Below are 13,308 nucleotides of genomic sequence, written 5' to 3'. Positions count from 1 at the left end.
GCGGGGGGGGCGTGAGCAACGCGGCAGGTACCCTGGCGCGTATGCGCATCGGGGTGATCGGAGCCGGAGCAATCGGCGGCACGATCGCGGCGCTGCTCAACCGTGCCGGACACGACGTCGAGGTCACGGCGCGGGGTGCGACGCTGGCGGCGATCCGCGAGCGCGGGCTGCGGCTCGACGGCAGGTGGGGTGAGCACACGGCTGCGGTTCAGACATCCGATCGCCTGACCCGCTCCCCCGACCTCGCGTTCCTCGCCACGAAGGCGCAGGACGCGGCATCCGCACTCGCGGCGAACGCCGGCCACCTCGCGAACGTGCCGCCCGTCGTCGTGCAGAACGGCCTCGAGGGCCTCGAGACCGTGCGTCGCGTCCTGCCCGACTCGCCCGCATTCGGGGCGCTCGCCCTCTACGCGGCGCAGAACGTCGAGCCCGGCCGCGTCACCATCACCGCGACCGGTACGACCGTCGTCGACCGCTCACACGAAGCGACGGCGTTGCTCGCCTCGGTGATGCCGGCGCGCGCGACCGAGAACTTCCGCGGTGCGCAGTGGACGAAGCTCGTCATCAACATGGTCAACGGCACGCCTGCCGCGACGGGGCTCTCCGTGCAGCAGACGGTGGCCGATCCGCAGCTGCGGCGGATCGTGACCGGGCTCATCCGCGAGGCAGCGCGGGCCGGGCTCGCGCAGGGCATCCGCTTCGACTCGATCCAGGGGCTGAACCATGCACTGGTGCGCTTCGTCGCCCGCGCGCCGCTCGCACTCGGCGCCTTCCTGCCGCGGTTGATGGCGCGACGCATGGGCGCGGTGCCCAACCTCGGGTCGACTCTGCAGAGCATCACGCGCGGCCAGCCGACCGAGATCGACTACCTGAGCGGCGCGGTCGTCGCCGAGTCAGCGCACGTCGGTCTGACGGCGCCGTTCAACGCAGCGATCACGGATGCCGTCCACGAGGTCGAATGCACCGGCCGGTTCTTCTCGCCCGAGACCCTCGCGCGCGTGGTGGCTTCGAGCGCCGGCGCATCGAGAACGGACTGACTGCTGCGCGGCGGGGCGTCCGGGCGCGACGAGTCCGTTGTGGTTGGGGTCAGCAGGAGTCGCTGAGAACCCGCTTCGGAGCTTCGGGGACGGTCGTGTCGATGACGGCCGTCGCCGAGAAGAACGGCGTCGCGCGAGTCAGGTACTCGTCGTCGGGCTCGGCCTGCTGCGCGTCGACGTAGAGCAGATAGTGCCAGATGCCCTTCAGGCCGCCGAGGAGGTACGCGCCGTCGACGATCAGCACGGCATCGGCTGGCGCGGTCTTCCATTCGGAGAGCGCGGGCCGGTCGCGATCGGCGTCGAAAGCGGATGTCTGGAAGCCGGCGCTCCCGGCGAGCCGCCACGGGTCGAGCAGTACCCGACGGAACGTCGTCTCGTCGTAAGCCTCACCACCCGTGCCGCGCGCGGCGGCCGGCTTCAGGAAGTCGCGCATCGACGCGCGGAAGGCCGGAATTTCGGTCTCATCGAACACGGCGGCCAGGTCGTCGGCCACGGCGGCAGTGCCGGCGCCGACGAATCCGTCGACACCGATGACGCGCCTGCCGCGCGGGTAGTTCGAGAGGAACTCGGCGCGCAGTTCGCGCAACAGCTCGATGCGGGGCGTGGTGACCAGCTGCATGTCCTGAGCCTACGCCGCCTCCGCCTTCCCTCGAGCGACCGCGCGCGCTCGATCTTCTAGGCTCGAACGGTGCCCGAGATCGCCACTGCACCCGCGCCGGTCGCCGGTGCCGTGAATGCGTGGTTCCGGAAGTCGGCGCGCCCGTTGCCGTGGCGCGAGCCAGGGTGCTCCCCCTGGGGCATCGTGGTCTCGGAATTCATGCTGCAGCAGACGCCGGTCGCGCGAGTGCTGCCCCAGTGGCAGGCGTGGCTCGAGCGCTGGCCGACGCCCGCGTCCCTCGCGGCGGTGCCATCGGGCGAGGCGGTGCGCGCATGGAACCGGCTCGGCTACCCGCGACGGGCGCTGTGGCTGCACGCGTGTGCCGTCACCATCGCCGAGCAGCACGGCGGTGTCGTGCCCGCCGACGTCGATGAGCTGCTGGCGCTGCCCGGCATCGGGCCGTACACCGCCCGCGCCGTGGCAGCGTTCGCCTACGGCATTCGGGTTCCTGTCGTCGACACCAATGTGCGGCGGGTGCTGGCGCGGGCCATCGACGGCCGCGCCGAGCCCGCTCCGCCAGCGGCGGCGCGGGACCTCGCGGCCATGTCGGCCCAGCTGCCCGCTGACGCGACCGAGGCCCGCGTCTTCAACGCCGCCGCGATGGAACTGGGCGCGGTCGTCTGCACGGCGCGTGCTCCGCGCTGCGACGAGTGCCCCATCGCCGCGGTCTGCGCGTGGCGTGCGGCCGGCTATCCGGCCTACGACGGCCCGCGTCGCGCGGCGCAGAAGAAGTACGAGGGCAGCGACCGGCAGGTGCGCGGACTCATCATGCGCGAGCTGCGTGCGGCTCACATCCCAGTGACGGATGCCGAGCTCGCCGGCCTCTGGCCCGATGCGGCACAGCTCACCCGAGCGCTGGACGGCCTCCTCGCCGACGGTCTCGCGGTCGCCGCCGATGGGGGCTACACGCTCCCCTGACGGCGATGCACCCGTCGGCTGGCGTCGGCGTGCGCCGGCGTGCGCTGCCCGGATCCGCCGCTCGCCATCCGGTCCCGGGGCGCGCACTGAGGATCCGGGCAGCGCAAGGTGGGTGGTCGCGCGTAGCTTGAGCGCATGAACATCGAGGTGCTGCCGGCGACGGCCGAGCGGTTCGACGATGTCGCCCGCATGCTCGCCCCGTCACGACCCGGCACGCCGAGCTGCTGGTGCCTGTCATGCCGGCTCGATTCGCATGAGGCGCACCTGCTCAGCGCTGAGCCGCAGCGTCGCGAGCGCATGCAGCGACTCACCCAGGAGCCCATTGCGCCCGGCATGCTCGCCTACGTCGACGGCGAGGTGGCCGGGTGGGTGAACTTCGGGCCGCGTGAGTCGATCGGGCGGCTGCAACGCTCGCGAACGATCCTCGCCGTCGACGACGTCCCAGTGTGGAGCGTGCTCTGCTTCGTCGTGCGCCCCGGCTTCCGACGGAAGGGCCTGACACGCGAGCTGCTGCGCGGTGCGAGCACGTATGCGTGCGAGCATGGGGCACCGGCCATCGAGGGCTACCCCGTCGATCCGGCCGGCGACCGGCTCAGCGGCACCATGTTGTTCGTGGGCATCGCGTCGACGTTCGCGGCCGAGGGCTTCGAACTCGTCGGCACGACCGGCGCGACGAGCGCAGGCCGGCCGCGGCTGGTGATGCGGAAGACGTTCGGCGGCTGAAGCCACGCAGCTTCCGGTCAGTCAGCGCGAAGCCCGCGCATTGGTGGCGCCGGTAACCTGGCAACGTGCCTGAGTCCCCGCTGTCCGCGTCGCCGTACGACGTGCTCGGTGTCGATGCGACGGCAGACGTCGAGGAGCTGAAGCGCGCCTACCGCCGCCGGCTGCGCGAGACGCACCCCGACACCGGCGGCTCGGCCGACGAGTTCCGCGCCGTGCAGGAAGCGTGGGAGCGCGTCGGCACGCCCGAGGCGCGCGCGGTGTTCGACCGCCGCCGCGGCTCCGCTTCGTCTGGCGCCGGCTACGAGCCGAGCGGCACTGCAAGCGGATTCACCGCAGACCGCTCCGGCAGCAGCACGCCCCGGGACACCCGGCCGAAGTCCCGCGCCTATGGCCACCCGGGCGGCTGGCGGCGTGAACGCTACCTCGCGATGATGCGCGAATGGGTCGGGCTCGGCGCGCCGCTCGACGACCCGTACGACCCGCAACTCGTGCACAGCGCGCCCTACGAGATCAGACACGCGCTCGCCGATGCCCTCGCCGAAGAGGCGACGGCCCGTGCGACGGCCGAACTCGGTATCGGCTACACCGTCTGGCACGACGTCTTCGCCTATGACGGCGGCAAGATCGATCACCTCGTGCTCGGGCCGACCGGGCTGTTCGCGCTGCAGTCGGAAGACTATGGCGGCCCCGTGGCGGTCAAGCGGGGCGAGCTCTTGCCCGCAGCACCGGGCATTCAGCTCGACGGGCGCCCCGCTCATGACCTCGCGGATCGCGCCCGCAAGCTCGGGCGAGCGCTCGGCGTGCGGTTCGCCGGCGCACTCATCGTGCTGCCCGACGACGCGCTCGAGGACCCCGTCGAAGAGATCGGCAAACACCGCGGCATCGCCCTGCTGGCTGTTCGTCGCTCGGTACTCGCGCACCTGCTGCGCGACGGCGTTCCGGGGGTGCCGCGCGCCGCGGGCGTCGACCTCTTCGAGGTCCGCACTCGCCTGCAGCAGGGCGTCACCTTCATTTGACCGTCTTCGCTGCTCAGGCCGCGCTACACCTCCGGGTTCGCGCAACAGCTGTCGCAGGCGCGCGAAGCCGTAGCTGTAGCGCGACGCAGTGAGGCGAGTTGTCCCTGATCGGATGCTGAACGCTGAAGCGCCCCGGGAGCCGTAGCTTCCGGGGCGCTTCAGGTAAGGCATCCGATCGGGTCAGTCGACGTCTTCGAGGTCCCCGTCTTCGTCTTCGCGTGGCTTGACGTACGGGTCCGCCTCGCCGGCGTACTGCGCGCTCTGCGCGAGCGCGGCCACGTCGGCGTCGCGCTCGGCCGCCGCGCGCAGCAGTTCGTCGATGTGCTTCGCGTTCTCGGGGATCGCGTCCGCGATGAACTCGAGCGTCGGCGTCAGTCGCACAGAGATGTTGCGACCCACCTCAGTGCGCAGCATGCCGGTCGCCGCTTTGAGGGCGGCCGCCGAGCCCGCGCGTTCTTCCTCGGTGCCGTACACCGTGTAGAAGACGCTCGCGTGCTGCAGATCACCGGTGACCCGGACATCCGTAATCGTCACAAAACCAAGGCGCGGGTCGCGCAGCCCCTTCTCGAGGCGCTTCGCGACAACCACCTTGATGCGGTCGGCCAGCTTCCTGGCGCGTTCTGGATCGGCCATAACGGATTCCTCTATTCCTGAGTTCCGACGCCGGGCCCGAGACGGGCTCGGCGCGAGAAACGCGGGGGCCAGAACTGGCCCCCGCTCTCGGTGCGCTACGCGCGCGGCTTCTCGCGCATCTCGATCGTCTCGATCTCGTCGCCGATCTGGATGTCGTTGAAGCGGCCGAGGCCGATACCGGCTTCGAAGTCGGTGCGCACCTCAGTGACGTCGTCCTTGAAGCGGCGCAGCGACTCGATGGCAAGGCCATCGGCGAGCACGACGCCGTCGCGGATGACGCGCGCCTTGGCGTTGCGCGTGATCGTGCCGCTTCGGACGTAGACACCCGCGATGTTGCCCCACTTGGACGAGCGGAACACCTCGCGGATCTCGGCGAGACCCGACTGCACCTCTTCGAACTCCGGCTTGAGCATGCCCTTGAGGGACTGCTCGATGTCGTCGATCGCGTTGTAGATGACCGAGTAGAAGCGGATGTCGACACCCTCGCGTGCAGCACGCTCGCGCGCCTTGACGTCGGGCCGGACATTGAAGCCCACGATGATCGCGTTGTCGATCGTCGCGAGATCGACATCGGATTCCGTGATCGCACCGACACCGCGGTGAAGGATGCGCAGCTGGACGCTGTCGTCGACCTCGATCTTGAGCAGCGACTCCTCCAGGGCCTCGACGGCACCGGAGACGTCACCCTTGATGATGAGGTTGAGCGACTCGACCTTGCCCTCTTCGAGAGCGCGGGTGAAGTCCTCGAGGCTGATGCGCTTGCGGGCACGGGCGAGCTGGGCGTTGCGCTCAGCGGCCTCGCGCTTCTCGGCGATCTGGCGTGCGGTGCGGTCGTCCTCGGTCACGATGAAGGTGTCACCGGCGCGAGGCACGGACGACAGACCCTGCACCTGGACCGGCCGGCTCGGCAGCGCCTCCGCGACCGCGTCGCCGTTCTCATCGAGCATCGCGCGGACGCGGCCGTACGCCGTGCCTGCCACGATCGAATCGCCGACGTTCAGCGTGCCCGACTGGATGAGCACGGTCGCAACCGCACCGCGGCCCTTGTCGAGCTTGGCTTCGATCGCGACGCCGCGCGCGTCCTTATCGGGGTTGGCGCGCAGGTCGAGGCCCGCATCGGCGGTGAGCAGCACCGCGTCGAGCAGCGTGTCGATGCCGATGTTCTCGCGCGCGGAGACGTCGACGAACATCGTGTCGCCGCCGTACTCCTCGGCAACGAGACCGAACTCGGTCAGCTGCTGGCGCACCTTGGCCGGGTTGGCATCGGGCTTGTCGATCTTGTTGACCGCGACCACGATCGGCACGTTCGCCGCCTGGGCGTGGTTCAACGCCTCAATCGTCTGCGGCATGATGCCGTCGTCGGCGGCGACCACGAGGATCGCGATGTCGGTCACCTGCGCACCACGGGCACGCATTGCGGTGAACGCCTCGTGACCCGGGGTGTCGATGAAGGTGATGGCGCGCTCGTTGCCCTCGTGCTCGGTCCAGACCTGGTACGCACCGATGTGCTGCGTGATGCCGCCGGCCTCACCCGCAACGACGTTCGCGTTACGGATGGCGTCGAGCAGTCGCGTCTTACCGTGGTCGACGTGGCCCATGACGGTGACCACCGGCGGGCGGACCTGCAGGTCCTCGTCGCTCTCGTCCTCGAGCTCCTGCTCAAGGTCGATGTCGAAGCCTTCGAGCAGCTCCTTGTCCTCGTCTTCCGGGGACACGATCTGGATCTTGTAACCCAGCTCTTCGCCGAGCACCTGGAAGGTGGCCTCGTCGAGCGACTCGGTCGCCGTCGCCATCTCACCGAGGTGGAACAGCACCGTCACCAGGTTGCCCGGGCTCGCGTCGATCTTGTCGGCGAAGTCGGAGATCGATGCACCACGGCGCAGCCGGACGATCGTCGAACCGTCACCGCGGGGAACGCTGACGCCGCCGAGCGACGGCGCTTCCCGCATCTCGAATTCTTGCCGCTTCGTCCGCTTCGACTTGCGGGCGCGGCTCTTGCCGCCACCGCGACCGAAGGCACCCGCGGTACCGCCGCCGGGGCCACGACCGCGACCGCCGCCACCACCCGGGCGCGGGCCGCCGAAGCCGCCGCCACCACCGGGACGCTGGAAGCCGCCGCCCGTGCCGCCGGGGCGCTGGAAGCCACCCGCACCGGGACGGCTCTGGCCGCCGCCGGCACCCGGGCGCTGGAAGCCCTGGCCCGGGCGAGCGCCGCCGGGACGGGGTGCGCCGGGTCGCGGAGCACCCGGGCGCGGAGCACCAGGACGGGGAGCCTGCGGACGCGGGATGTTACCCGGCGTCGGGCGCTGGCCCATGCCCTGCTGCGACGCGAAGGGGTTGTTGCCCGGGCGCGGCGTGCCGGCCGGGCGCTGGCCCATGCCCTGCTGCGACGCGAAGGGGTTGTTGCCCGGGCGCGGGCCGCCCTGCGGGCGGGGTGCCTCGGGGCGCGGGCCGGGGGCCGGAGCGGAGCCGCCGGGGCGCGGCGGCTGCGACTTGGCGGCCGCCTGCTCCTGTGCGGGTTGCTGGGCAGCAGGCTGCGACACCGGTGCGGGAGCCGCAGCCGACTTCTCGGCGCGCGGGGCCGGGGCAGCGGCAGCGGGCGTCGAAGCAGCAGGTGCCGGACGCGGCGCGGCGGGCTTCGCCGGGCCGGGCTTCGCGGCTGACGAGGATGCCTGCGCGACGGGCCTTGCAGCATCCGCCTTGGTCACAAGTTCGGGGTGATCGCCCACGTACGCCGTCAGCTTGCGCACGGCGGGGGGTTCGATGGTCGACGAGGGAGTCTTGACGAACTCTTTCAACTCGTCGTTGAGGATTTCGACCGCTGCTTTGCTCTCGATGCCGAGCTTCTTGGCGATCTCACTCACGCGTGGTTTGGCAGCCACAGTTCTCCTGTTCCGAGGCCCGCCCTCGGTTCAGGGCAGGCGTTAGTGGTGGACGGGTCTCATTTCGAGCCGCTCATTAGTTGTCCATTAGCCGTTCAGCCTGTTCTCTAGTCGGCGCGCGAACTCGACGGTGTCGAGAGCGCCTGATACGCGCAACGCGCGCCCGAAGGCTTTGCGCTGCAGCGCCTTGTTCATGCATTCGATGCTCGGGTGAAGCCACGCACCCCGACCCGGCATAGTGGCGGACTCGTCCGCCACGACTGCGGAATCATGGGCGACGACCCTCAAAAGTGAGGATCTCGGAGCGCGAGAACGGCACCCGATGCACGTCCTGACGGGTTCCATTCTAGACCCCTGTCTTAAGCGGTTCTGTGCCCGGGGGTATTCCCGGGGCACGTCCCTACTCGGCCGAATCGGGCTGAATGTCGATCTTCGCGCCGGTCAGCTTCGCCGCGAGACGCGCGTTCTGGCCCTCTTTGCCGATCGCGAGCGAGAGCTGGTAGTCGGGCACGAGTGCGCGCACCGCCTTCAGGTTCTCGTCGACGACGTAGGCCTTGGTCACCTTGGCCGGGCTGAGCGCGGACGCCACGAAAGCCGCGAGGTCGGGCGAATAGTCGACGATGTCGATCTTCTCGCTGTTCAGCTCGGCGGTGACGGAGCGCACGCGCGAACCCATCTCGCCGATGCACGCGCCCTTCGCGTTGATGCCGGGCTCGGTCGCGCGGACCGCGATCTTCGTGCGATGGCCGGCTTCGCGGGCGAGCGACACGATCTCGACGAGGCCGCTGGCGATCTCGGGCACCTCGAGCGCGAACAGCTTGCGCACGAGCGCCGGATGCGTGCGGCTCACGGTGATCTGCGGGCCCTTCAGCCCCTTCGCCACCGACGTGACGTAGACGCGGATGCGCGAACCGTGGGTGTACTCCTCGCCCGGCACCTGCTCTTCCGGGGGAAGAATCGCCTCGATCGAGCCGAGGTCGACGTGCACCATGCGAGGGTTCGGGCCCTGCTGGATGACACCGGCGACGATGTCGCCCTCGCGGCCCTTGAACTCGCCGAGCACCGACTCGTCGGCGAGGTCGCGCAGGCGCTGGTTGATGACCTGCTTCGCCGCGAACGCCGCGATGCGGCCGAAATCGCTCGGGCTGTCCTCGGCCTCGCCGACGACGTTGCCCTCGTCATCGAGTTCCGGCACGTAGACGGTGACATGGCCGGTCTTACGATCGAGATGGACGCGCGCCGCGGGCGCCTTGGTCTCGGGTGCGGGGTGCGTCGCCGCGGGAGCGCCGGGCGCACCCGCCGCTGCCGGCACGCCGCTCGTCGCCGGGGCGCCGTGACGGTGGTCAGGCTGCCCCGTGTGCTTCAGGTACGCGGTCAGAATCGCCTGCTCGATGATGTGCACGAGCTCGTCGAAGGGAATTTCCTTCTCGCGCTCCATCAAACGCAGGACGCTGAGGTCGATGTCCACGTCTCCGGCCTCCTCTATATTGACTTTCCGGTATTCAGTTCCTTCGACCCGCCGCGCTGCGGGCTAAACGATCATCTTAGCCGAGCCTCAGGCCTTCAGCGCCAGCCGAGGGCAGGCGCGACATGGCGCAGGATCGAGTCGATCACGTGGGCGTTGTAGTCGACCCCCAGCTGGTTCGGGACCGTCAGCAGCAACGTGTCGGCCGCCGCGATCGCCTCGTCCTCCGCGAGCTGCTCGATGAGCTTGTCGGGCTCCCCGGCGTAGCTCCGGCCGAAGATGGCACGGGTGTTCTGATCGATGTAGCCGATCTGGTCCTCTTCGTCGCGCCCGGTGCCGAAATAGGCACGGTCTTCGTCTGAGACGAGAGCGAAGATGCTGCGGCTGACCGAGACGCGCGGCTCGCGTCCCCAGTCGTGCTGCGCCCACTCTTCGCGATACAGCCTGATCTGATCGGCCTGCTGCACGTGGAAGGGCCGGCCGTCTTCGTCGTCCTTGAGGGTCGAGCTCTGCAGGTTGACGCCGAGACCGGCGGCCCATTTCGCGGTCGCGTTGGACCCGGCGCCCCACCAGATCCGCTCGCGCAACCCTTCCGAATACGGCTCGAGCGCGAGCAGCCCGGGCGGGTTCGAGAACATCGGGTTCGGGTTCGGCTCGGCGAATCCGCCGCCCTCGAGCACCTTGAGGAACACCTCGGCGTGGTGCCGCGCCATGTCGGCATCCGTCGATCCCTCCGGCGGCTCGTAGCCGAAGTAGCGGAATCCGTCGACCACCTGCTCGGGCGAGCCGCGCGAGATGCCGAGCTGAAGCCGGCCGCCCGCGATCAGGTCGGCGGCACCCGCGTCCTCCGCCATGTAGAGCGGGTTCTCGTAGCGCATGTCGATCACGGCCGTGCCGAGCTCGATCTTCGAGGTGCGCGCGCCCGCGGCCGCCAGCAGCGGGAACGGCGACGCGAGCTGGCGCGCGAAATGGTGCACGCGGAAGTAGGCGCCGTCGGCACCGATCTCTTCGGCGGCGACCGCGAGCTCGACCGACTGCAGCAGGGCGTCGGATGCCGTCTGCACGCGCGAGTGCGGCGACGGGGTCCAGTGGCCGAAGCTCAGGAATCCGATGTTCTTCATATCGCTGCCCTCACGCCTCATCCAACCCGCGCCGCACCCGCGCTGTTCCTACGCGCGCCCCATGACGAGACGTGCGATCGCGTCGGTGCGGGACAGGGTCTCGCGCTCCCCCGTGCGCCGGTCCCACAGCTCGACCTCGTCATCGGCAGCGCCGCGGCCCACGACGAGCACGTGCGGCACGCCGATGAGCTCGGCGTCGCCGAACTTCACACCGGGGCTCACCTTCGGCCGGTCGTCGTAGAGCACGTCGAGACCGGTGCTCTCGAGCGCCACGATGATGCTCTCAGCGAGGTTGAACGCGGTGTCGTCGCGACCGGTCGCCACCATGTGCACGTCGAACGGCGCGACGGATTCCGGCCAGACCAGGCCCTTCTCGTCGTTGTTCTCCTCGGCGATGATGGCGAGGATGCGCGTGACGCCGATGCCGTACGAGCCCATCGTGACGGTGACGAGCTTCCCGTTCTCGTCGAGCACCTTCAGGCCGAGCGTCTCGGCGAAGAACTTGCCGAGCTGGAAGACATGGCCGATCTCCATGCCGCGCTCGAGCGTGACGGGGCCCGAGCCGTCGGGTGCATCGTCACCGGCACGGACCTCGGCCGCCTCGACCGTGCCGTCGGGCGTGAAGTCGCGGCCCGCCACGAGGCCCAGTACGTGCTTGCCCTCGACGTTCGCACCGGTCACCCAGCCCGAGCCATCGGCGACCCGAGGGTCGACGAGATAGCGGATGCCTGTGGCGGAGTCCTCGCCGAGCACAGCACCCTCGGGCGACCACGGCCCGATATAGCCCTTCACAAGGCCCGGGTTGCGCTTGAAGTCCTCATCGGTCGCCGCCTCGACCTCGGCCGGCGCGAAGGCGACCTCGGCGCGCTTGAGGTCGACCTCGCGGTCGCCGGGCAGCCCGACGACGACGATCTCGCGACCGCCCTCGGGGTGGAGCAGTGCTAGCACCACGTTCTTGAGCGTGTCGGCCGCCGTCCACGCGCGGCCGTCGGGGCGGGGATGCTTCTCGTTCGCGATCGCGACGAGCGTGTCGATGGTCGGGGTGTTCGGAGTGTCGACGATGGCCTGCGGCGTCAGGTTCTCGTACGACCGCGTGGGCGGTGCCAGGGTCGTGAACGCCTCGACGTTGGCCGCGTAGCCGCCCGGCGACTGTACGAAGGTGTCCTCGCCGACCGGGGTCGGGTGCAGGAACTCCTCGCTGCGGGCACCGCCCATCAGGCCGTTGTCGGCCTGGACGATGACGTACGAGAGGCCGAGGCGTTCGAAGATGCGCTCGTAGGCGGCCCGCTGCCTGTCGTAGGAAGCGTCGAGCCCAGCATCCGTGTAGTCGAAGGTGTACGCGTCCTTCATCGTGAACTCGCGACCGCGCAGCAGCCCGGCGCGCGGTCGCGCCTCGTCGCGGTACTTGTCCTGGATCTGGTAGATCGCGAGCGGCAGGTCCTTGTACGACGAGTACAGGTCTTTGACGAGCAGCGTGAACATCTCCTCGTGCGTCGGCGCCAGAAGGTAATCCGCGTCCTTGCGGTCCTTCAGCCGGAAGATGTTCTCGCCGTACTTCTCCCACCGGCCGCTCGCCTCGTACGGCTCGCGCGGCAGCAGCGCCGGGAAGTGCACCTCGTGCGCGCCCGCCGCGGCCATCTCTTCACGGATGATCTGCTCGATCTTGCCCTTCACGCGCAAACCCAGCGGCAGCCACGCGAAGATTCCCGGCGCCTGCCTGCGGATGTAGCCGGCGCGCACGAGCAGCCGGTGGCTCGTCACCTCGGCGTCGGAGGGATCTTCACGCAGCGTGCGCAGGAAGTAGTTCGAGAGGCGTGTGGGCACGAGGCAAGTTTTCCACAATCCAGATTGAAGCTTGACACGCCAAAGCCCGCGACCGTTACGGTCGCAGGCATGGAATCCGCCGAGCGGTCACCCGAGATCGCACTGTATGAGTCCGCCGACGGCTCGGTAAGTCTTGAGGTCACAACCGACGCTGAGACGGCGTGGCTGACCCAGGAGCAGATGTCGACCCTGTTCGGCCGAGAACGCTCCGTCATCTCCAGGCACGTCGCCAACGCAGAGCGCGAGGAGCTTGATGGTCTTCCAACTCGTGCAAAATTTGCACGAGTTCAGGGAGAAGGCGGCCGCCGCGTGGAGCGAGAGATCGAGCATTTCAATCTCGACACCGTGATTTCGGTCGGTTACCGAGTGAAGTCGGCAGAAGGGGTGCGATTCCGCCGATGGGCAAGTGACGTGTTGAAGCGCTAGCTGATCGACGGCGTTGCCTCTAACGAATCCCGGCTCCGCGACCTCAGCATGGCCGCCGGCATACTCGAGAGATCCGCCGACGAGATCGTGTCGGGGGTCGCCCGGCTCCTGCACCACTATGCACCCGGGTTGAGACTCCTAGACGAGTACGACCGAGACGAACTGCCCGAACCAGTTGATGCATGCCCGTTCAGTCGTAGACCAACTGGCCCTGGCGTTCCCGCGAGACGAACTCCTCGGCCGAGAGCGAGGCGACGTCTTCCGTGGGGTCTTCGAGTCGATCGAACAGACATACATGGGGCAAGACCTCTATCCCGGTGTACAGGAAAAGGCAGTTCATCTGCTCTACTTCGTGACGAAGGATCATCCCTTCTCGGACGGCAACAAACGAAGCGCAGCGGCTTTGTTCACGTACTACCTCGATCGCAATGGGGCTCTCACGAATACCGACGGAAGTCCTCTTGTAGCGACGAACATGCTCACCGCACTGACTCTCATGGTCGCGAACAGCCAGCCGAGTGAGAAGGAGACCGTCATCCACCTGATCCGGAACCTGATCAACGTCCGAGATGCCACTCAACGCTGACCAGGGCGCGCGCTACATG

14 protein-coding genes are annotated in these 13,308 nt (G+C 69.0%); 6 read left to right on the top strand and 8 right to left on the bottom strand.

Annotated features, from left to right (window positions below; genetic code table 11):
* Window positions 1–41 precede the first annotated feature (41 nt).
* Window positions 42–1,037: a ketopantoate reductase family protein gene (locus ACFOYW_RS06740; RefSeq protein WP_390228038.1), complete on the top strand. Its 996-nt coding sequence runs from the start codon at window positions 42–44 to the stop codon at window positions 1,035–1,037.
* 49 nt (window positions 1,038–1,086) lie between these two features.
* Here the strand turns inward: ACFOYW_RS06740 and ACFOYW_RS06735 are convergent, their stop codons facing one another.
* The gene (locus ACFOYW_RS06735; protein WP_390228037.1) at window positions 1,087–1,656 is read right to left on the bottom strand and encodes a hypothetical protein; all 570 of its coding nucleotides are present in this window, start codon (window positions 1,654–1,656) and stop codon (window positions 1,087–1,089) included.
* Between the two features lie 69 nt (window positions 1,657–1,725).
* Between ACFOYW_RS06735 and ACFOYW_RS06730 the strand changes: the two genes are divergently transcribed.
* The 3 genes from ACFOYW_RS06730 (at window position 1,726) to ACFOYW_RS06720 (ending at window position 4,352) form a co-directional block, all read left to right on the top strand.
* The gene (locus tag ACFOYW_RS06730) at window positions 1,726–2,613 is read left to right on the top strand and encodes an A/G-specific adenine glycosylase (protein WP_390228036.1); all 888 of its coding nucleotides are present in this window, start codon (window positions 1,726–1,728) and stop codon (window positions 2,611–2,613) included.
* 135 nt (window positions 2,614–2,748) lie between these two features.
* The gene (locus tag ACFOYW_RS06725) at window positions 2,749–3,336 is read left to right on the top strand and encodes a GNAT family N-acetyltransferase (protein ID WP_390228035.1); all 588 of its coding nucleotides are present in this window, start codon (window positions 2,749–2,751) and stop codon (window positions 3,334–3,336) included.
* A gap of 65 nt (window positions 3,337–3,401) precedes the next feature.
* Complete coding sequence (locus tag ACFOYW_RS06720) at window positions 3,402–4,352, top strand: DnaJ domain-containing protein (RefSeq protein WP_390228034.1); 951 nt, start codon at window positions 3,402–3,404, stop codon at window positions 4,350–4,352.
* Between the two features lie 180 nt (window positions 4,353–4,532).
* On the opposite strand, the gene rbfA is transcribed toward ACFOYW_RS06720, so the two are convergent.
* The 6 genes from rbfA to ACFOYW_RS06690 form a co-directional block, all read right to left on the bottom strand.
* On the bottom strand, window positions 4,533–4,985 hold the full coding sequence (rbfA, locus tag ACFOYW_RS06715; protein ID WP_390228032.1) for a 30S ribosome-binding factor RbfA: 453 nt from the start codon (window positions 4,983–4,985) through the stop codon (window positions 4,533–4,535).
* 95 nt (window positions 4,986–5,080) lie between these two features.
* Window positions 5,081–7,849 (bottom strand): translation initiation factor IF-2, encoded by a 2,769-nt coding sequence (gene infB, locus ACFOYW_RS06710; protein ID WP_390228031.1) that lies wholly within the window; start codon window positions 7,847–7,849, stop codon window positions 5,081–5,083.
* A gap of 105 nt (window positions 7,850–7,954) precedes the next feature.
* Window positions 7,955–8,212: a YlxR family protein gene (locus ACFOYW_RS06705; protein ID WP_390228030.1), complete on the bottom strand. Its 258-nt coding sequence runs from the start codon at window positions 8,210–8,212 to the stop codon at window positions 7,955–7,957.
* A gap of 55 nt (window positions 8,213–8,267) precedes the next feature.
* Window positions 8,268–9,335 (bottom strand): transcription termination factor NusA, encoded by a 1,068-nt coding sequence (nusA, locus tag ACFOYW_RS06700; RefSeq protein WP_390228029.1) that lies wholly within the window; start codon window positions 9,333–9,335, stop codon window positions 8,268–8,270.
* A gap of 95 nt (window positions 9,336–9,430) precedes the next feature.
* Window positions 9,431–10,453 (bottom strand): LLM class flavin-dependent oxidoreductase, encoded by a 1,023-nt coding sequence (locus ACFOYW_RS06695; protein WP_390228028.1) that lies wholly within the window; start codon window positions 10,451–10,453, stop codon window positions 9,431–9,433.
* A gap of 48 nt (window positions 10,454–10,501) precedes the next feature.
* Window positions 10,502–12,277, bottom strand: coding sequence for a proline--tRNA ligase (locus tag ACFOYW_RS06690; protein WP_390228027.1), 1,776 nt, complete (start codon window positions 12,275–12,277; stop codon window positions 10,502–10,504).
* Between the two features lie 69 nt (window positions 12,278–12,346).
* Here ACFOYW_RS06690 and rhuM point away from each other — a divergent pair, with 69 nt between their 5' ends.
* Entirely contained in the window at window positions 12,347–12,703 is a 357-nt protein-coding gene (gene rhuM, locus ACFOYW_RS06685) for a RhuM family protein (RefSeq protein ID WP_390228026.1), read from the top strand.
* 190 nt (window positions 12,704–12,893) lie between these two features.
* Here the strand turns inward: rhuM and ACFOYW_RS06680 are convergent, their stop codons facing one another.
* Complete coding sequence (locus ACFOYW_RS06680; protein WP_390228147.1) at window positions 12,894–13,043, bottom strand: hypothetical protein; 150 nt, start codon at window positions 13,041–13,043, stop codon at window positions 12,894–12,896.
* Between ACFOYW_RS06680 and ACFOYW_RS06675 the strand changes: the two genes are divergently transcribed.
* Window positions 12,999–13,289: a type II toxin-antitoxin system death-on-curing family toxin gene (locus tag ACFOYW_RS06675; protein WP_390228025.1), complete on the top strand. Its 291-nt coding sequence runs from the start codon at window positions 12,999–13,001 to the stop codon at window positions 13,287–13,289. The genes ACFOYW_RS06680 and ACFOYW_RS06675 overlap by 45 nt on opposite strands.
* The last annotated feature ends 19 nt before the right edge of the window (window positions 13,290–13,308 follow it).

The sequence above is a fragment of the Gryllotalpicola reticulitermitis genome, assembly GCF_042651345.1.
GTDB lineage: Bacteria > Actinomycetota > Actinomycetes > Actinomycetales > Microbacteriaceae > Gryllotalpicola > Gryllotalpicola reticulitermitis.
This window is presented reverse-complemented; position numbering and strand designations above follow the sequence as displayed.